At 68.1% G+C, this 14,640-nt stretch carries 10 protein-coding genes; 6 read left to right on the forward strand and 4 right to left on the reverse strand.

Annotated elements, in window-relative coordinates:
* Nucleotides 1-13: 13 nt before the first annotated feature.
* Nucleotides 14-1,177: a diguanylate cyclase gene (locus QYL93_RS22020; RefSeq protein ID WP_305745661.1), complete on the reverse strand. Its 1,164-nt coding sequence runs from the start codon at nt 1,175-1,177 to the stop codon at nt 14-16.
* 212 nt (nt 1,178-1,389) lie between these two features.
* On the opposite strand from QYL93_RS22020, the gene QYL93_RS22025 reads away from it, so the two are divergent.
* Together QYL93_RS22025 and QYL93_RS22030 are read left to right on the forward strand one after the other, a co-directional pair.
* Nucleotides 1,390-3,243, forward strand: coding sequence for a long-chain fatty acid--CoA ligase (locus QYL93_RS22025; RefSeq protein ID WP_305745662.1), 1,854 nt, complete (start codon nt 1,390-1,392; stop codon nt 3,241-3,243).
* 46 nt (nt 3,244-3,289) lie between these two features.
* On the forward strand, nt 3,290-3,967 hold the full coding sequence (locus QYL93_RS22030) for a hypothetical protein (RefSeq protein WP_305745663.1): 678 nt from the start codon (nt 3,290-3,292) through the stop codon (nt 3,965-3,967).
* Nucleotides 3,968-3,983: 16 nt separating this feature from the next.
* On the opposite strand, the gene QYL93_RS22035 is transcribed toward QYL93_RS22030, so the two are convergent.
* Nucleotides 3,984-5,165 carry an HD-GYP domain-containing protein gene (locus QYL93_RS22035; protein ID WP_305745664.1) on the reverse strand — a complete coding sequence of 394 codons (1,182 nt, stop codon included), beginning with the start codon at nt 5,163-5,165 and terminating at the stop codon, nt 3,984-3,986.
* Between the two features lie 242 nt (nt 5,166-5,407).
* Here QYL93_RS22035 and dusA point away from each other — a divergent pair, with 242 nt between their 5' ends.
* Nucleotides 5,408-6,433, forward strand: coding sequence for a tRNA dihydrouridine(20/20a) synthase DusA (dusA, locus tag QYL93_RS22040; protein ID WP_305745665.1), 1,026 nt, complete (start codon nt 5,408-5,410; stop codon nt 6,431-6,433).
* Nucleotides 6,434-6,465: 32 nt separating this feature from the next.
* Here dusA and QYL93_RS22045 read toward each other — a convergent pair whose 3' ends face one another.
* Nucleotides 6,466-9,264, reverse strand: coding sequence for an EAL domain-containing protein (locus tag QYL93_RS22045; protein WP_305745666.1), 2,799 nt, complete (start codon nt 9,262-9,264; stop codon nt 6,466-6,468).
* Between the two features lie 242 nt (nt 9,265-9,506).
* Between QYL93_RS22045 and QYL93_RS22050 the strand changes: the two genes are divergently transcribed.
* The 3 genes from QYL93_RS22050 to QYL93_RS22060 all read left to right on the forward strand — a co-directional run bounded on the left by QYL93_RS22050 (nt 9,507) and on the right by QYL93_RS22060 (nt 13,106).
* Nucleotides 9,507-10,571, forward strand: coding sequence for a GTP pyrophosphokinase family protein (locus QYL93_RS22050; protein ID WP_305745667.1), 1,065 nt, complete (start codon nt 9,507-9,509; stop codon nt 10,569-10,571).
* Nucleotides 10,572-10,791: 220 nt separating this feature from the next.
* Complete coding sequence (locus tag QYL93_RS22055) at nt 10,792-12,396, forward strand: polyhydroxyalkanoate depolymerase (protein WP_305745668.1); 1,605 nt, start codon at nt 10,792-10,794, stop codon at nt 12,394-12,396.
* The gene (locus QYL93_RS22060; protein WP_305745669.1) at nt 12,393-13,106 is read left to right on the forward strand and encodes an RnfABCDGE type electron transport complex subunit B; all 714 of its coding nucleotides are present in this window, start codon (nt 12,393-12,395) and stop codon (nt 13,104-13,106) included. Before QYL93_RS22055 ends, QYL93_RS22060 begins: the two co-directional genes overlap by 4 nt.
* 25 nt (nt 13,107-13,131) lie before the next feature.
* Here the strand turns inward: QYL93_RS22060 and QYL93_RS22065 are convergent, their stop codons facing one another.
* The gene (locus QYL93_RS22065) at nt 13,132-14,619 is read right to left on the reverse strand and encodes a methyl-accepting chemotaxis protein (protein ID WP_305745670.1); all 1,488 of its coding nucleotides are present in this window, start codon (nt 14,617-14,619) and stop codon (nt 13,132-13,134) included.
* Between the last annotated feature and the right edge of the window lie 21 nt (nt 14,620-14,640).

Genomic DNA, 14,640 nt, shown 5'->3' on the forward strand with positions numbered 1-14,640 from the left:
ACCTGCTGCTCGGTCAGCCTTCTGCCATTTCCACCCGGTTGCGCCCTCTGCGCTTGGCGGCGTACAGCGCGTCGTCGGCGCGGCGCAGCATCTGGTCCAGGCTGGCATCGCCATCCGCCTGCGCCGCGATACCGGCAGAAATGGTGATGGGCAACGAGGTCCCACCCGTGGTGAACGGCGTGCCCGCCACGGCCAGGCGCAGCCGCTCTCCGGCCGCATGGGCGTCGCCATGCTGGGCCACGTCCAGCAGCACCACGAACTCTTCTCCCCCGTGGCGGGCCACGAAGTCCAACCCGCGTGCCGTGGCCTGCAGTTGCCCTGCCACATGCTGCAGGGCCTTGTCGCCCACCTCGTGCCCATGGCCGTCGTTGATGGCCTTGAAATGGTCCACGTCGATCAGTGCCAGCGCCAGGCGGCTGCCGCCCTGGCGCGCCGTTGCAAAGCGCTTCGCGCCTTCGGTGAGCAGTGTGCGGCGGTTGGCCAGCCCGGTCAGGTAGTCGGTGGCGGCGGCCAGCTCCCACTGGCGGCCGATGCGCTGCGAGCACATGAACAGAAAGGCCGTGGTGCCCACCACGGGCAGCAGGGCCGTGATGAGCGGGCTGGCCGCGTTGATCCAGGCGCCCTCGCCGGTGATGTCGAACGACGGCCCCACGCGCCGCACCAGGAAGTACGCGGCGCGAAAGGCCACGAACAGGCCGACCAGAAAGAACAGGCCCGCCAGGGCCCTGCGGCTGCGCGCCCGCTCGCCCGTGCCACCCCGCACCAACTGCAGGGTGCCAGCCATCAGCACGAAAGCCACCACGCCCGACAGCAGCAGGATGCGGCTGGGCGTATCGGGTCGCACCCCCGCGAACCACACCACGCCGCCAATGCCCGCCAGGGCCGGCAGCAGCATCCACCAGCGGTCCGGCACGCCATCGAACTGGCGCAGCGCGCGCCAGTAGCCCGTGCAGCCGAGCATCACCATGCCGTTGGCCATGGGCGAGACCAGGCCCAGGGGCAATTCGTACTGCACGGCATACAGCACGGCACTGCCTGCCAGCAGCAAGGTGGCGATGCGCCAGGTTTCGGCACAGGGTTGCAGCGACACCGGCAAGTCCTTGTGCATGAAACCCAGCACCGCACCGTTGGCCAGCATCATCAGTGTCGCGACGATAAAGATGGTGATGGGATCCATGGACCGAAGGGGGCGCGGGCAGGCAGGACGCGGCTGTGGCAATGCAGGGATTGTGGCCGACCAGCACCCGGCCCCGAGCACTCTTTGGCGCGCGAAACAAAGAAGCACAGCTTGTGCCGCCCGGATGGGTATGATTCTGCGGGTTTTCCCCAGGGTGGTGCAGCATGGCACCGCCTTGGCACGGCGCACACCGCCCAGGCACCAACCATCCGATGACCTCTTCCCTTCCCGACATCGGCAGCGTCCAGACGCTGCCCCAGCTTCTCTCCTGGCGCGCCAGCCTGACGGCCGACGCCCCTGCCTTTCGCGCCTTCGATGCCGCCAGCCAGGCTTGGCTGACCTGGACCTGGGCCGAGACCGCCGCCCATGTGGCCCGGTGGTCGCGGGCCCTGGTGGCCCTGCAACTGCCGGCCGGTGCCCGCGTGGCCATTCTGCTGCCCAATGGCCTGGACGCCATGTGTGCCGACCAGGCCACCCTGGCCAGCAATTGCGTGCCCGTGCCGCTGCATGCCATCGACAACCCTGGCAGCATCGCCTACATCCTGGCCGACTGCGAGGCGTCGATGCTCATCGTGGGCAGTGCCCAGCAGTGGGAGAAGATCCACGCCGCAGGCACCGAATTCCCCGCACTGCGGGCGGTGATCGTGACCGAGGTGGACGCCTCGTTCAAGGCCTCGGCGCCCAGCGCGCACAGCCCCGCCGTGGGCTCGCTCGCGCAGTGGCTCGAAGGCGCCGCCCAGGCGGTGGAGCAGGCCCCACCGCAGGCCCCCGGCCCCGAAGACCTGGCCGCCATCGTCTACACCTCGGGCACCACCGGCAAGCCCAAGGGCGTGATGCTCACCCACCGCAATGTGGTGAGCGACGTGAAGGCGGTGCTCGAACGCATCGCCCCCACTGTGGACGACGTGTTCCTGTCCTTCTTGCCGCTGTCGCACACCTTCGAGCGCACGGGCGGCTACTACCTGCCGATTGCGGCCGGCAGCTGCGTGGCCTATGCCCGCTCGGTGCAGCAACTGGCGGAGGACCTGCAGACGATCCGCCCCACGGTGCTGGTGTCGGTGCCGCGCATCTACGAGCGCATCCACGCCAAGCTGCTCGAAAAGCTCTCGCCCTCGCCCTGGAAGATGCAGCTCTACGAGGCCGCCCAGGCCCGCGGCTGGCAGCAGTTCTGCGCCGCGCAGGGACTGGCCCGGCCCGAGGACGACAAGGCCGGCGGCTGGATGGCCGCCCTGCCCTGGGCCCTGCTCCAGGCACTGGTGGCCAAGCCGCTGCTGGCCCAGTTCGGCGGCCGGGTGCGCGTGGCCGTGAGCGGTGGTGCGCCGCTGTCGCCGACCATTGCCAAATGCTTCCTGGGCCTGGGGCTGCCGCTGGTGCAGGGCTACGGCATGACCGAGACGGCGCCGGTGGTCTCGGTGAACTCGCTCAAGGACAACGACCCGGCCTGCGTGGGCCGCGCCCTGCCGGGCGTGGAGGTGCGCATCGGCAAGAACCGCGAGCTACAGGTGCGCGGCCCCATCGTGATGCAGGGCTACTGGAAGCGGCCTGAGGACACGGCGCGCATCCTTGAGGCCGACGGCTGGCTGGGCACAGGCGACCAGGCCGACATCGTGGATGGGCGCATCTACATTCGCGGCCGCATCAAGGAGATCATCGTCACTTCCACTGGCGAGAAAGTGCCGCCCGGCGACCTGGAGCTGGCCCTGCTGGCCGACCCGCTGCTGGAGCAGGCCTTCGTGGTGGGAGAGAACCGCCCCTTCATCGCCTGCGTGGCCGTGCTCAAGCGCGACGAGTGGCAGCGCCTGGCCGGCGACCTGGGCCTGGCCGCAACCGACCCCGAGAGCCTGAACCACCCTGCCGTGCACCGCGCCGTGCTGGCGCGCATCGAAAAGAGCACGGCCAGCTTTGCTCGCTACGCCGTGCCGCGCGCCGTGCACCTGACGCTGGCGGCCTGGAGCATTGAGAACGGCTTCATGACGCCCACGCTCAAGCTCAAGCGCGCGCCGCTCATGGCGCACTTCGGGCAGGCCATCGAGGGCATGTACCAGCAAAAGCCAGGGGCGCGCTGAACCAGTACCGTGTGGACCTGGCCGTTGGCAGTTGTAGACTTGCGCCATGATTTCCCGGCGCTTGCCATGCACCTTTGCCGCCCTGGTTTGTGCTGCGGGGGCCGCCCTGGCGCAGGACGCCGCCGCACAGCGCGCTGCCCAGCTGCAGGCCGCCGTGGATGCGGCTCTGTCCTCCAAGGCATTCCACATCGGGACCAGTACCGAAGGTGACCTCGACGGCGATGGCATCGCGGATCTAGCGGCGGTTGTCGTCAATCTGTCCGGGGAAGGCCCGCGCGAGGAAAGGCTGCTGGTGCTGGCCGGCACGCCGGGCGGCGGCTACACGCCACTGTCCGTGTCCGGACAATTCTGCCGGGTGGAGAAGTTCTACAACCTCGACATCGCCAGGGCATACCTGTGGGTCCAGGGCGTCTCGAGCGCTGAACCGTCGGGAATGAACAGCTTCACGATGCAGTTCCGCTACAACCCGAAGCTCAGGGACTTTGAACTCATCGGCAAGGACGATCTGGCGGAGAACTACGACACCGCGTCGTCGTATCGGGTCAGCGTCAACTACCTGGCCAAGGTCGCAGTCCACACCCGCATTGCCGGCAAGAAGCGCAAGGACCTCAAAGCGCCGCTCCAGCAGCCTGCCGTTCTGCGCCTGCGCGGATTCCATTGTGGGGATGAGGGCCCCATGGGCCCGGCGATCTACATCAACGAGGACTTCACCGTCCGCAGGTAGTGCACGGGGGCAGCATTCAGTCCTCGACCGAATAGAAGTACGACAGCCGCTGCTGGGGATTGAGCCAGTCGAGCACCTCGGCAGGCAGCGTGGAAGGCCGAATCGCTTCGGCCACGCGGATGTCGGGCTCGGTGTGCAGCTCCACCAGCGGCGCCTCGTCCTTGGGGATTTCGGGTGTGTAGACCAGCACCTGGGGGCGCAGGGCCTCGGGCCCCGGTGCCACCACCAGCGCCAGCGCGCCATCGGTGAGCTGGACCACGGTGCCCGGCGGGTACACGCCCAGCGGCTCGACGTCGCGGGCCTCGGGCGAGCACAGATTGTCATACCGGTTGACCAGCGCCAGGATCAGCGCCAGGCGCTGGGTTTCGCGCTGGCCGCGCGGCCAGCCCGAACCATCGGCCGCCTCGTGGTGGCTGGCGATGCAGGCCAGCGCCTCCTTGCTGAAGGCACCTGAATCCGATGCCAGCTGGGTGCTGTACATCACGTGCTGGCGCACGAAGTCCTCCTCGTGCCGCTTGCGCCGAATGGTCTTGAACAGCTGCGGGGGCACCTTGGACTTGCCCACGTCGTGCGCCAGCGCTGCCATGGCCAGGTCGGCCAGCTCGCGCTCGGCAAGGCCGGCCTTCTTGCCCACCAGCATGCACAGGGTGAGCACGTTGAGCGCGTGGAACTGCGGCCCCTGGTCCTTCTTGTCGCCCAGCAGGTGCAGCAGCACCTCCTTGCTCTGGGCAATGCGGGCCGCCGTCTCGCCCGACAGGTCGGCCAGGATCCGGCCCGCCGCCTTGGGCGAGCGCGTGAGCGTGAGCAGCGCCTCCCGGGTCTGGCGCGCGGCGTCCTCCCAGGCCCGGTCGGCCCGCGCGGCGGCATCCCGCTGGCGTTGGCGCTTTTCCTTCTTGGCCTGGTCACGCTGGCGCACCTCGGCGGCCAGGGCGGCCTGTCCGTCGGCGTGCTCCGGCTCCGACGGGGGCGCGGCCACAGGCGCCAGAGGCAGCGGCTGCGCCGTGCTCCGGTCCGGGTGGTGGTACAGCTGGCCCTCGATACCCAATGACTGGATCACCGCCACGTCCTTCGCCGTGCGGACCATGAAGCGGTTGGCGATGAACGGGTGCTCGTCCCAGCGCATGTCGAGCCAGACGTACAGGCCGACGGTGAGTTGGGACGGGTCGATCGCTACGGCGATCCCGGGGTTCTTCCACATGCAGGCGATTCAAAGAAAGAGATGGCTGATTCAGCCCCGGTGGCGTTCGCGGCACCGGATGCAGCGCCCCATACTAAAGACAATGCGCGGCCATGTGCGTCAACAGGGTGCAAATTCGCGCAGAGGAATGCCTGTCTCGGGCCGCTGAAGCCCTTGAACCGATATGCAGCCCCAAGACCTGAGAAAATGCAGGCCAGCCCCTCTTCGGGGGCCCTTCGCCCTTGCAACACCGGTTTCTCGCCTTGGAAAACAGCCCCACCTCCCCTGCCGCAACCCCTCCAGCCACCTTCAGCCCATGGCGCATGTCCGTGGCGCCGATGATGGACTGGACGGACCGCCATTGCCGCTATTTCCACCGGCTGCTGACGCGCCAGACCCTGCTCTACACCGAGATGGTGAACGCGGGCGCCATCATCCATGGCGGCACGGAGCAGCACCTTCGCTTCAATGCCGAGGAGCACCCCGTGGCACTGCAACTGGGCGGCAACGAGCCGGACCGGCTGGCAGAGGCTGCACGGCTCGGTGCGCAATGGGGCTATGGCGAGATCAACCTGAACTGCGGCTGCCCGAGCGACCGGGTGCAGCGCGGTGCCTTTGGCGCCAGCCTGATGAAGGCGCCCCAGTTGGTGGCCGATGGCGTAAAGGCCATGAAAGATGTGGTGGAGGTGCCCGTGACGGTCAAGCACCGCATCGGCATCGACAAGGAGGAGCACTATGGCTTTGTGCGCGATTTCGTGGGCACTGTGGCCGATGCGGGCTGCTCGGTGTTCATCGTGCATGCGCGCAATGCCTGGCTGCAGGGCCTGTCGCCCAAGGAGAACCGCGACATCCCGCCGCTGCGCTACGAGGTGGTGCACCAGCTCAAGGCCGACTTCCCGCACCTGACGATTGCCATCAATGGCGGCATCCAGGCTGACGAGGTGGTGCAGGAGCAACTGGCCCACCTGGACGGCGTGATGATCGGCCGCGAGGCCTACCACAACCCCTGGTGGCTGGCCCGCTGGGACCAGTTGTACTACGGCGGTGAGCCCTGCACCCTGACCCGCGAGGAGGTCGAGCTGGCCATGGTGGACTACATGGAGCGCGAGGCCGCGCTGCACGGCACGCCCTGGCCGCACATCGCGCGCCACATGCTGGGCCTGCGCCACGGCCTGCGCGGCGCGCGCCTGTGGCGCCAGGTGTGGAGCAACCACCTGCTCAAGGACCGCCCGGCGCGCGAGGTGCACGCCCTGGCGCTGGCGACTACCCTGATTCCAGAACCCGTTTAGGACCTGTTCATACTAATTTCGCGACCCCGAAATTAGTGTGCACAGGCCCTAAGCCAACCGTCCAGCGGCTCCGGCCGATAGAACAGGTAGCCCTGCAGGCATTCGCACTGGCTGGCCACGAGGAAGTCGGCCTGGGCACGGGTTTCCACCCCTTCGGCCACCACGCGCAGGCCCAGGTGGCGCGCCACCGAGATGATGGACTGCACGATGGCCGTGTCGCTCGGGTCGCCGGGCGTGTCCTGCACGAAGCTCTTGTCGATCTTGAGCTCGTACAGCGGCAGCCGCTTAAGGTAGGCCAGGCTCGAATAGCCGGTGCCGAAGTCGTCGATGGAAAAGCGCACGCCGAGCTGCACCAGCTCCGTCATGCGGGCGATGGTGTCGTCCAGGTTCTCGATGAGCAGGCTTTCGGTGACCTCCAGGATCAGGCAGGACGGCGTGGCACCGGTCAGGGCCAGCACGTTGCGCACGCGCTCGACGAAGTCGTCCTGCCGGAACTGGCGCTGGCTGACGTTGACCGAGATCGACAGCGGCTCCCCCGTGCCGCCCCGGGCCGACCGGGTGGCCTGCAGCTGCGCAATCGCATCGCAGGCTTTCTCGATCATCCAGGCGCCCATGGGCAGTATCAGCGCCGATGATTCGGCGATGGGGATGAAGCGCGCCGGCGGCACGCTGCCGCGCACCGGGTGGCTCCAGCGCATGAGCAGCTCGCCGCCCACCACCACGCCCTGCGCATCCACCTGCGGCTGCACGAATGCGGCCAGCTGCCCTTCGGCCATGGCCTTCTTGAGGTCCTGCTCCATCGCCAGGCGCTCCTGCACGTCGGCCTGCATCGCGGCCTCGTAGAAGCGGATGCGGTTGCGGCCCAGGTCCTTGGCACGGTACATAGCCGTGTCCGCCTCGCGCAGCAGATCTTCGACGCCCTCCTCGCGCTTGGGAAACAGCGTGATCCCCAGGCTGCCGGTGCTGCTGTAGAGGTGGGTGTCGATGGCGTAGGGCTGCTCCAGCGCCTCGCGCACGCGCTCGGCCACCTGCAGGGCCTGCCGCCCTGCGGTGGACATGTCGGTGGCGATGCCCTGCAGCAGCAGCACGAACTCATCGCCCCCCAGGCGCGCCACGGTGTCGCCGGGGCGCAGCAGGTGCGTCAGGCGCTGGGTGACCTCCACCAGCAAGCGGTCGCCCAGGGAGTGGCCGCGCGCGTCGTTGATCTGCTTGAAATTGTCCAGGTCCACATACAGCAGCGCACCGACCTGGCCACTGCGGCGTGCGGCGGCCAGGGCCAGCCCCAGGCGGTCGAGCAGCATGCGGCGGTTGGGCAGGCCCGTGAGGGCATCGAAGTAGGCCAGCTGGTGCGTGCGTTCCTGGGCTACCCAGCGCTCGGTGACGTCGCGGGCCAGCGCCACGAAGCGGGGGCCGGCGCCTGGGTTGGCGCTGTCCTTGCGGGCCACGGACAGCTCGAACCAGTGCGTGCGCCCCTCCAGCTCCAGGTGGAACTGGTGGCCTGCCGAGTAGCCATTCTGAAGCGCGGCCTGCACTGCTGCCAGGCTGCCCGCCGCCTCGCCGGGCGGCACGATGTCCTGCAGCCGGTGGCCCACGAAGCGCTCGGGTGCCAGCACCGGCAGCTGCAGGCGCGCCGAGCGGCAATGGTGGATGCGGCCTTCCGAATCCAGCTCGAAGAGCAGGTCGGGTATGGCGTTGAGCGTGCTCTCCAGGTCATCGCGTGTGCCGCGCAGCTCGGCCGTCATGCGGCTTGCCAGTGCCATGGCGCGCTCCCGTCCGGTGGCAAGCACCCAGGCGAACCAGCCCAGCAGCAGGCTCACGAACGCCCCCATCACCGCCACAAGGTAGTAGCCGTCGTCTTCATGGCGCAGGTCGAATGCGGGCAAAGGCGCCATCAGCAGCGTCCAGCTGCGCCCTCCGACCTCCAGGCGGCGCTGGATCGGCTGCGCGCCGCGCGCCAGGGCCTGCGCCTGCAGACCTGCGTCGCCGTACAGCCGGGCTTCGGGCGTGGGATCTACGCCATCGTAGATGGCCAGGGCAATGTCGGGGTCGAACTCGCGCGCCAGCCCCTGGACCACCTCACCCACCCGGAATGGGGCGGCTACCCACCCCCGGATCGCATGGCGGCGCGTGGGCAGGGACTCGGCCTCCAGGCCCGGGGCGTACACCGGCAGGAACATGCCCAGCTCGCCCTGCGGAGCACTGCCCGGCGCAAAGGCCCCGAGCAGCCCCGACAGGGCCAGCCGGCCGGTGTCGCGCGCGCGCCCGAGCGCCTCGCGCGCGGCAGGCAGGGTCAGGACGTCCAGGCCCAGTGCCTCCAGGTTGCGCCCCTGCAGGGGTTCGATGTGGGTGATGGGTGCGTACTGGGGGCGCTCGCCGGGCGGATGCACGGTGTAGCCGGAGAATCCCCGGCCCCGCACGTCCGCCAGGTGGGCCTCCAGGGCACTGCCCTGCACGTACATGATCAGCGACACCCCTTGCAGGCCGGGCCGCGTCTGCTGCAACTGCAGGGCATCGACATAGTTGTGGAATTCGGCCCGGTCGATGCGCTCGGACCCGTCCATGTAGCCCTGCACACCCCGTAGCACCACCTCGTAGGTGGCCATGCGGTCGCGCAGGTTGTAGGCGATCTGCTCGGTCGCCGCATGCAGATTGCGCAGCCGCTTGTCCGCCGACTCGCTGTGCGCCCGGTGCCAGTACAGGCCGGTGGCCCCAAGCATCATGCAGGCCATCAGCGGCGGCAACACCAGCACCAGCCAGCGCGGGCTGGTGGGGGCGTCCTGGAACGTCTCGGACTCCGTGAACGCGGGGGCCTGGTGTTGTTCTGGTGTCATCGCATGGGGCAGGCTGCTGCGGCAGCGCCCCAACGGGGGCGCAGGTAAGGTGCGTCCCCATTATCAGGTTTCAAGCGGCCCTGCCAAGCGAGGTCACCCGATGATCGGCGCAGGCGGCACGTGTGTGAACTTGTGCCGGGAGTGCGGCATTCGCTGACATCCCGGCTGCCAGAATGCAGGTATCGTTCGCGTGGCATTTCATTCGCATTCCCGGCACCACACGCCCTTTTGCAGGCCCAACCATGGCATCGCTTGATTTTGAACGGGAAGAGTCCCGATTCCGTGCGTTCTACGCAGCCCAGAGACCCGCGCTGGAGGCTGCCTGCGCGGCCTTCACCTCCGCCATCGCCGGGGTGGTGGGCGACGCCCGCAGCGTGGACGTCTCCAAGGTGGAAGGGCGCGTGAAGGACGTGGACGAATGCATCCGCAAGTTCGCGCGCAAGTACCGGCCCGGCCTGGAAGAGAGCAACACCCCCTACGAGATCCAGCACTGGATCACCGACCTGGTCGGCGTGCGGGTGGTCTGCCTGTACGAGGACGAGCTTGAAAAGGTGGCGCAGATTGTGCGCAGCCATTTTGCGGTGATCGACGTGACCGACAAGGCTTCGGCAGTGGAAAGCACTGAGGCCTCGTTTGGCTACAAGGGCCTGCACCTGGACCTGCGCCCCGGCCAGCGCGATCTGCCGGCGCTGGCGGCGCACGCCGACCAGCCTTTCGAGCTGCAAGTGCGCACCATCATCCAGGACTCCTGGAGCGTGCTGGACCACAAGATTAAGTACAAGAAGTCCATTCCCGGGCAGCTCAAGCGGCGCATCAACGTGCTGTCGGCCCTGTTCGAGCTGGCCGACCGCGAGTTCCGCCAGATCCGCGACGAGACGGCCGCCGAACTGCTGCAGGCCCCCGATGAGACGGAGGAAGTGGGCGCAGAGATGGACGGCGATGCCGCCACGGCACCCAAGTACTCCTCCCTGGGCAGCGAGCTCAACGCCTTCACTTTCCTCAAGATCGCCACGCATTTCTTCAAGGACTTCGAGTTCGACCCTTCCAAGGTGGACAGCTTCGTGGACGATATCCAGGCCTGGTCGCCCGGCATCACGCGCGCGCGTTTCAACACCCTGATGCGGGAGACGGTGGGCACGGTCAAGCGCTACAAGCAGCACTTCGAGGAGCAGAACCCCCAGGGCAGCTTCAACCCCTACACGGTGATACGGCACTGCCTGTACCTGGCCAACCGTACGCAGTTCCGCCCCGCGCTGCGCAACGTGGCGCGCGAAGCCTTCGAATCCTGGCTGGCGGACAACGGCTGAGCAGGCGCCAAGCGCGACGAGGACAGGGGGCCGGGTTGCGGGCAGGGTTTTTCTGAACAAAAGCATAGCAGCGAAGCTTTTCACAGCTACACCGCCACGGCCCTTGTCCGGTAGTTGGACAGCGCTGTCACCAAAGCGACTGGGCCTAGGTGGTTATCCCGCATGCACAGGTAACCAAGTGCTGCTATATTGCACTGCAACATAACGGAGTTTCGACCCCATGCTCTACCAGATCTACGAAACCCAGCGCTCCCTGATGGAGCCGCTCACCGACTTTGCGCAAGCGGCGTCCAAGCTCTTCAGCAACTCCATGTCGCCCCTGAGCCAGACGACGTTCGCGCAGCGCATGTCTGCGGGCTACGATCTGCTGTACCGCCTGGGCAAGGACTACGAAAAGCCGGTCTTCGGCATCCATACGGTGGACGTGGACGGCGTGGGCGTGGCCGTGCACGAAAACATCGAGCTGGACAAGCCGTTCTGCGAACTGCGCCGCTTCAAGCGCTTTTCGGACGATACCGATACCCTGGTCAAGATCAAGGCCCAGCCCGTGGTGCTGATCGTGGCGCCGCTGTCGGGCCACTACGCCACGCTGCTGCGCGACACCGTGCGCACCATGCTCAAGGACCACAAGGTCTACATCACCGACTGGAAGAACGCCCGCCTGGTGCCGCTGTCCGAAGGCGCGTTCCACCTCGACGACTACGTGAACTACGTGCAGGAGTTCATCCGCCATCTGCAGGCCACCTACGGCAATTGCCACGTGATCAGCGTGTGCCAGCCCACGGTGCCGGTGCTGGCAGCCGTGTCGCTGATGGCCAGCCGCGGCGAGAAGACCCCGCTGTCCATGACCATGATGGGCGGCCCCATTGATGCGCGCAAGTCGCCCACCGCGGTGAACAACCTTGCCATGAACCGCAGCTACGAGTGGTTCGAGAACAACGTGATCTACCGCGTGCCGGACAACTTCCCCGGTGCAGGGCGCCGCGTGTACCCGGGCTTCCTGCAGTACACGGGTTTCGTGGCCATGAACCCGGACCGCCACGCCACGAGCCACTACGACTACTTCAAGGACCTGATCAAGGGCGACGACGCCAGCGTCGAGGCCCACCGCAAGTTCTACGACGAGTACAACGCCGTGCTGGACATGGACGCGGACTACTACCTGGAAACCATCAAGACCGTGTTCCAGGACTACAACCTGGTGCACGGCACCTGGGACGTGCGCTCGCCCGAAGGCAAGGTCGAGCGCGTGCGCCCGCAGGACATCACCACCACCGCCCTGTTCACGGTGGAAGGCGAGCTGGACGACATCTCCGGCTCGGGCCAGACCGAAGCCGCGCACGGGCTGTGCAGCGGCATCGTGAGCAAGGAGCAGCGCCACCTGGAAGCCAAGGGCGCCGGGCACTACGGCATCTTCAGCGGCCGGCGCTGGCGCGACATCGTGTACCCCGAGGTGCGCAAATTCATCCTCTCGCATGAGGTGCCCCAGAAAAAGGCGCCCCGCCCCGCCGCCGTGACCGAAATGCCGGACGACAACCCGCCCGTGCCTCCCCGCAAGGCCGTAGTCGCCAGCAAACCGGTGGTGAAGAAGGCAGCGCCCGCCAAGGCGGCCGTGAAGCCGGTGGCCAAGGCCGCTGCCCCCAAGAAACCGGCCGTGGTGGCCGTGAAGGCCGTGCCTGCGCCGGCCAAGGCTGCAGTGCAGGCCGCGCCCGCCACCGGGGCCGCCGCCGCGCCCGAGCCGGACGCAGCGCCCACCGCCAAGGCTGCTGTCACCGCAGCGCCGGCACCACGCACCCGCCGCACCACGGCGGCACGCAAGGCTTGAATCCGCAGCCGGACGCTCGCACACCCCTCCCTTCACCGCCTGCAGGGCCGGCTGCGCATGCGCTGGCAGCGCGCATCGACGCCGCCCTGCCGCAGACGCAGTGCACCCGCTGCGGCTACCCTGACTGCGCTGCCTATGCGCAGGCCATCGCCTTCGAGGCGGTGCCCATCAACCAGTGCCCTCCCGGCGGGGCCGAAGGGGTTGCCCGGCTCGCAGCCCTCACCGGCCAGCCAGTGCTGCCACTGAGTGCCGGCCATGGCCTGGAGGTACCGCGCACTCTGGCAGTCATCGATGAGAACTGGTGCATCGGCTGCACGCTGTGCATCAAGGCCTGCCCGACGGATGCCATCGTCGGCGCCAACAAGCGCATGCACACCGTGATCGAGCCGCATTGCACCGGGTGCGAGCTATGCCTCCCCGTGTGCCCGGTGGACTGCATCAGCCTGGAAACCGTGACCGGCCAGGCCACGGGCTGGGCCGCGTGGAGCCCGCTGCTGGCGGACCATGCGCGCGGGCGCTATGCGGTGCACAAGGCACGGGCGGCTGCAGGCATGCCCGAAGAGCCGGACAACGAAGAGTCAGCCGTGCCAGCCGACGCTGCCGCAACGCCTGTCGCCAGTGCAGTGGATGCCGCAGCGCAGGCGCGCAAGGCGGCCATTGCCGCCGCCATGGCCCGCGCCCGGGAGCAGCGCGCAGGCACGCAGCGCTGAGCGCTGCGGCGGCTGCAGGGCAGCGTCAGCGTGCGGCCAGCGCCTTGTACACGCCACAGCCCAGGTACAGGTCGCCCACCCGCTCCACGAACGACATCTTGGTCTGCACCGCACCGGTGGCCGGGTTCGTGATGTCGTACTCCACCCAGCCCGGTCCGATGTCTGCCTGGGTCGCAATTTCCGCCATCAACCGATCACCGTCGATGCCGGGAATGTCCTGCACCCGGGTGCCCACCTTGGCCGGGTTGCCGCCAAAGGCGCGGTAGGTGCCGCCGGCATCGAGGACGAAGACATACATGTCCCGGTCGTTGAAGGGCTGGCTCTTGTCGGTGATGCGCGCCAGGAACTGGTCCCGCGAGCTGCCCTTGTGCAGGGCTGCGGCCCGCTTGACCAGGACCACCGCCTCTTCGGCCGTGCCCTGCTGCAGGCGAAACGCCGACACCGCGCGCGACAGCGTGGAGGCGCGGCTCTCCAGCGCCTCGGCCTGCCCCACCGCCTGGCTCACCATCTGCGCATTGCGCTGGGTGATCTGGTCGAGTTGCTGCACGGCGCTGCTGATCTCGCGCAGGCCCGTGCTCTGCTCGGCACTGGAGCTGGATATCTCGGACATGCTGGCCGCCACGCTGCGCATGCCGCCGGCCATGTCGGTGATGCCTTCACCTGCGGTGCGAATCAGGCCTGCGCTGGCCTCCACCTGAGTGACCGAGGCATTGATCAGGTCGCGGATCTCGCGCGCGGCATCGGCCGAGCGCTTGGCCAGCATGCGCACCTCTGATGCCACCACGGCAAAGCCGCGGCCCTGCTCCCCCGCCCGGGCCGCCTCCACCGCCGCGTTGAGCGCCAGGATGTTGGTCTGGAAGGCGATCGCGTCGATGGTGCCGATGATTTCCGTCATGCGGCGCGCGCCCTGCTGAATGGCCTGCACCGACTGCACGGCGCGGCCCATGGCCTCGGCGCCGGTGTCGGCTGCCTGGCGCATCTGGCCGGCACGCTGGTCGGCGCCCTGGGCCGTCTGGGCGTTGTTCTGCACGGTGGACGACAGCTGCTCCACGCTGGCGGCGGTTTCTTCAAGATTGGCGGCCTGCTGCTCGGTGCGGTCGGCCAGCTCGCGGTTGCCATGCGCCAGGCTCTGGCCGGCATGGGCCACCAGCGCGGCGTTGCTGCGGATGTCGGCCACCATGGACGAAAGCCGCAGCACCATGGCATCGAGCGCCTGGGCCATCTGCGCCATCTCGTCGGTACCGCCCGTGCCGGCGTGCACGCACAGGTCGCCATCGGTGATGCGCGCCATGGCGCCGGCTAGGGCCGCCATGTCATCGACCAGGCTCAGGTACAGCGCCAGCAACGCGTACAGCACTACCCCGGCGCCCGCCAGGTCCACCCACATGGGCGCCCCCAGCAACGCTGCCGCCAGCGTGCAGGCGATGAGCACGGCCAGCGTGGCCAGCTTGCCGGGCAAGCGCAGCCGGCGCATCCACCACAACCCAGGCCGCAAGGGAAGGAATCCTGCCATGTTGTCTCCAATATCGTTATA

This window comes from Acidovorax sp. A1169 (assembly GCF_030704685.1).
GTDB lineage: Bacteria > Pseudomonadota > Gammaproteobacteria > Burkholderiales > Burkholderiaceae_C > Acidovorax.

What these genes read in the sequence shown, in the direction of transcription:
- QYL93_RS22020 (WP_305745661.1), bottom strand. Translation starts at nt 1,177, where the DNA reads ATGGATCCCATCACCATCTTTATCGTCGCGACACTGATGATGCTGGCC.
- QYL93_RS22025 (WP_305745662.1), top strand. Translation starts at nt 1,390, where the DNA reads ATGACCTCTTCCCTTCCCGACATCGGCAGCGTCCAGACGCTGCCCCAG.
- QYL93_RS22030 (WP_305745663.1), top strand. Translation starts at nt 3,290, where the DNA reads ATGATTTCCCGGCGCTTGCCATGCACCTTTGCCGCCCTGGTTTGTGCT.
- QYL93_RS22035 (WP_305745664.1), bottom strand. Translation starts at nt 5,165, where the DNA reads ATGTGGAAGAACCCCGGGATCGCCGTAGCGATCGACCCGTCCCAACTC.
- QYL93_RS22045 (WP_305745666.1), bottom strand. Translation starts at nt 9,264, where the DNA reads ATGACACCAGAACAACACCAGGCCCCCGCGTTCACGGAGTCCGAGACG.
- QYL93_RS22050 (WP_305745667.1), top strand. Translation starts at nt 9,507, where the DNA reads ATGGCATCGCTTGATTTTGAACGGGAAGAGTCCCGATTCCGTGCGTTC.
- QYL93_RS22055 (WP_305745668.1), top strand. Translation starts at nt 10,792, where the DNA reads ATGCTCTACCAGATCTACGAAACCCAGCGCTCCCTGATGGAGCCGCTC.
- QYL93_RS22065 (WP_305745670.1), bottom strand. Translation starts at nt 14,619, where the DNA reads ATGGCAGGATTCCTTCCCTTGCGGCCTGGGTTGTGGTGGATGCGCCGG.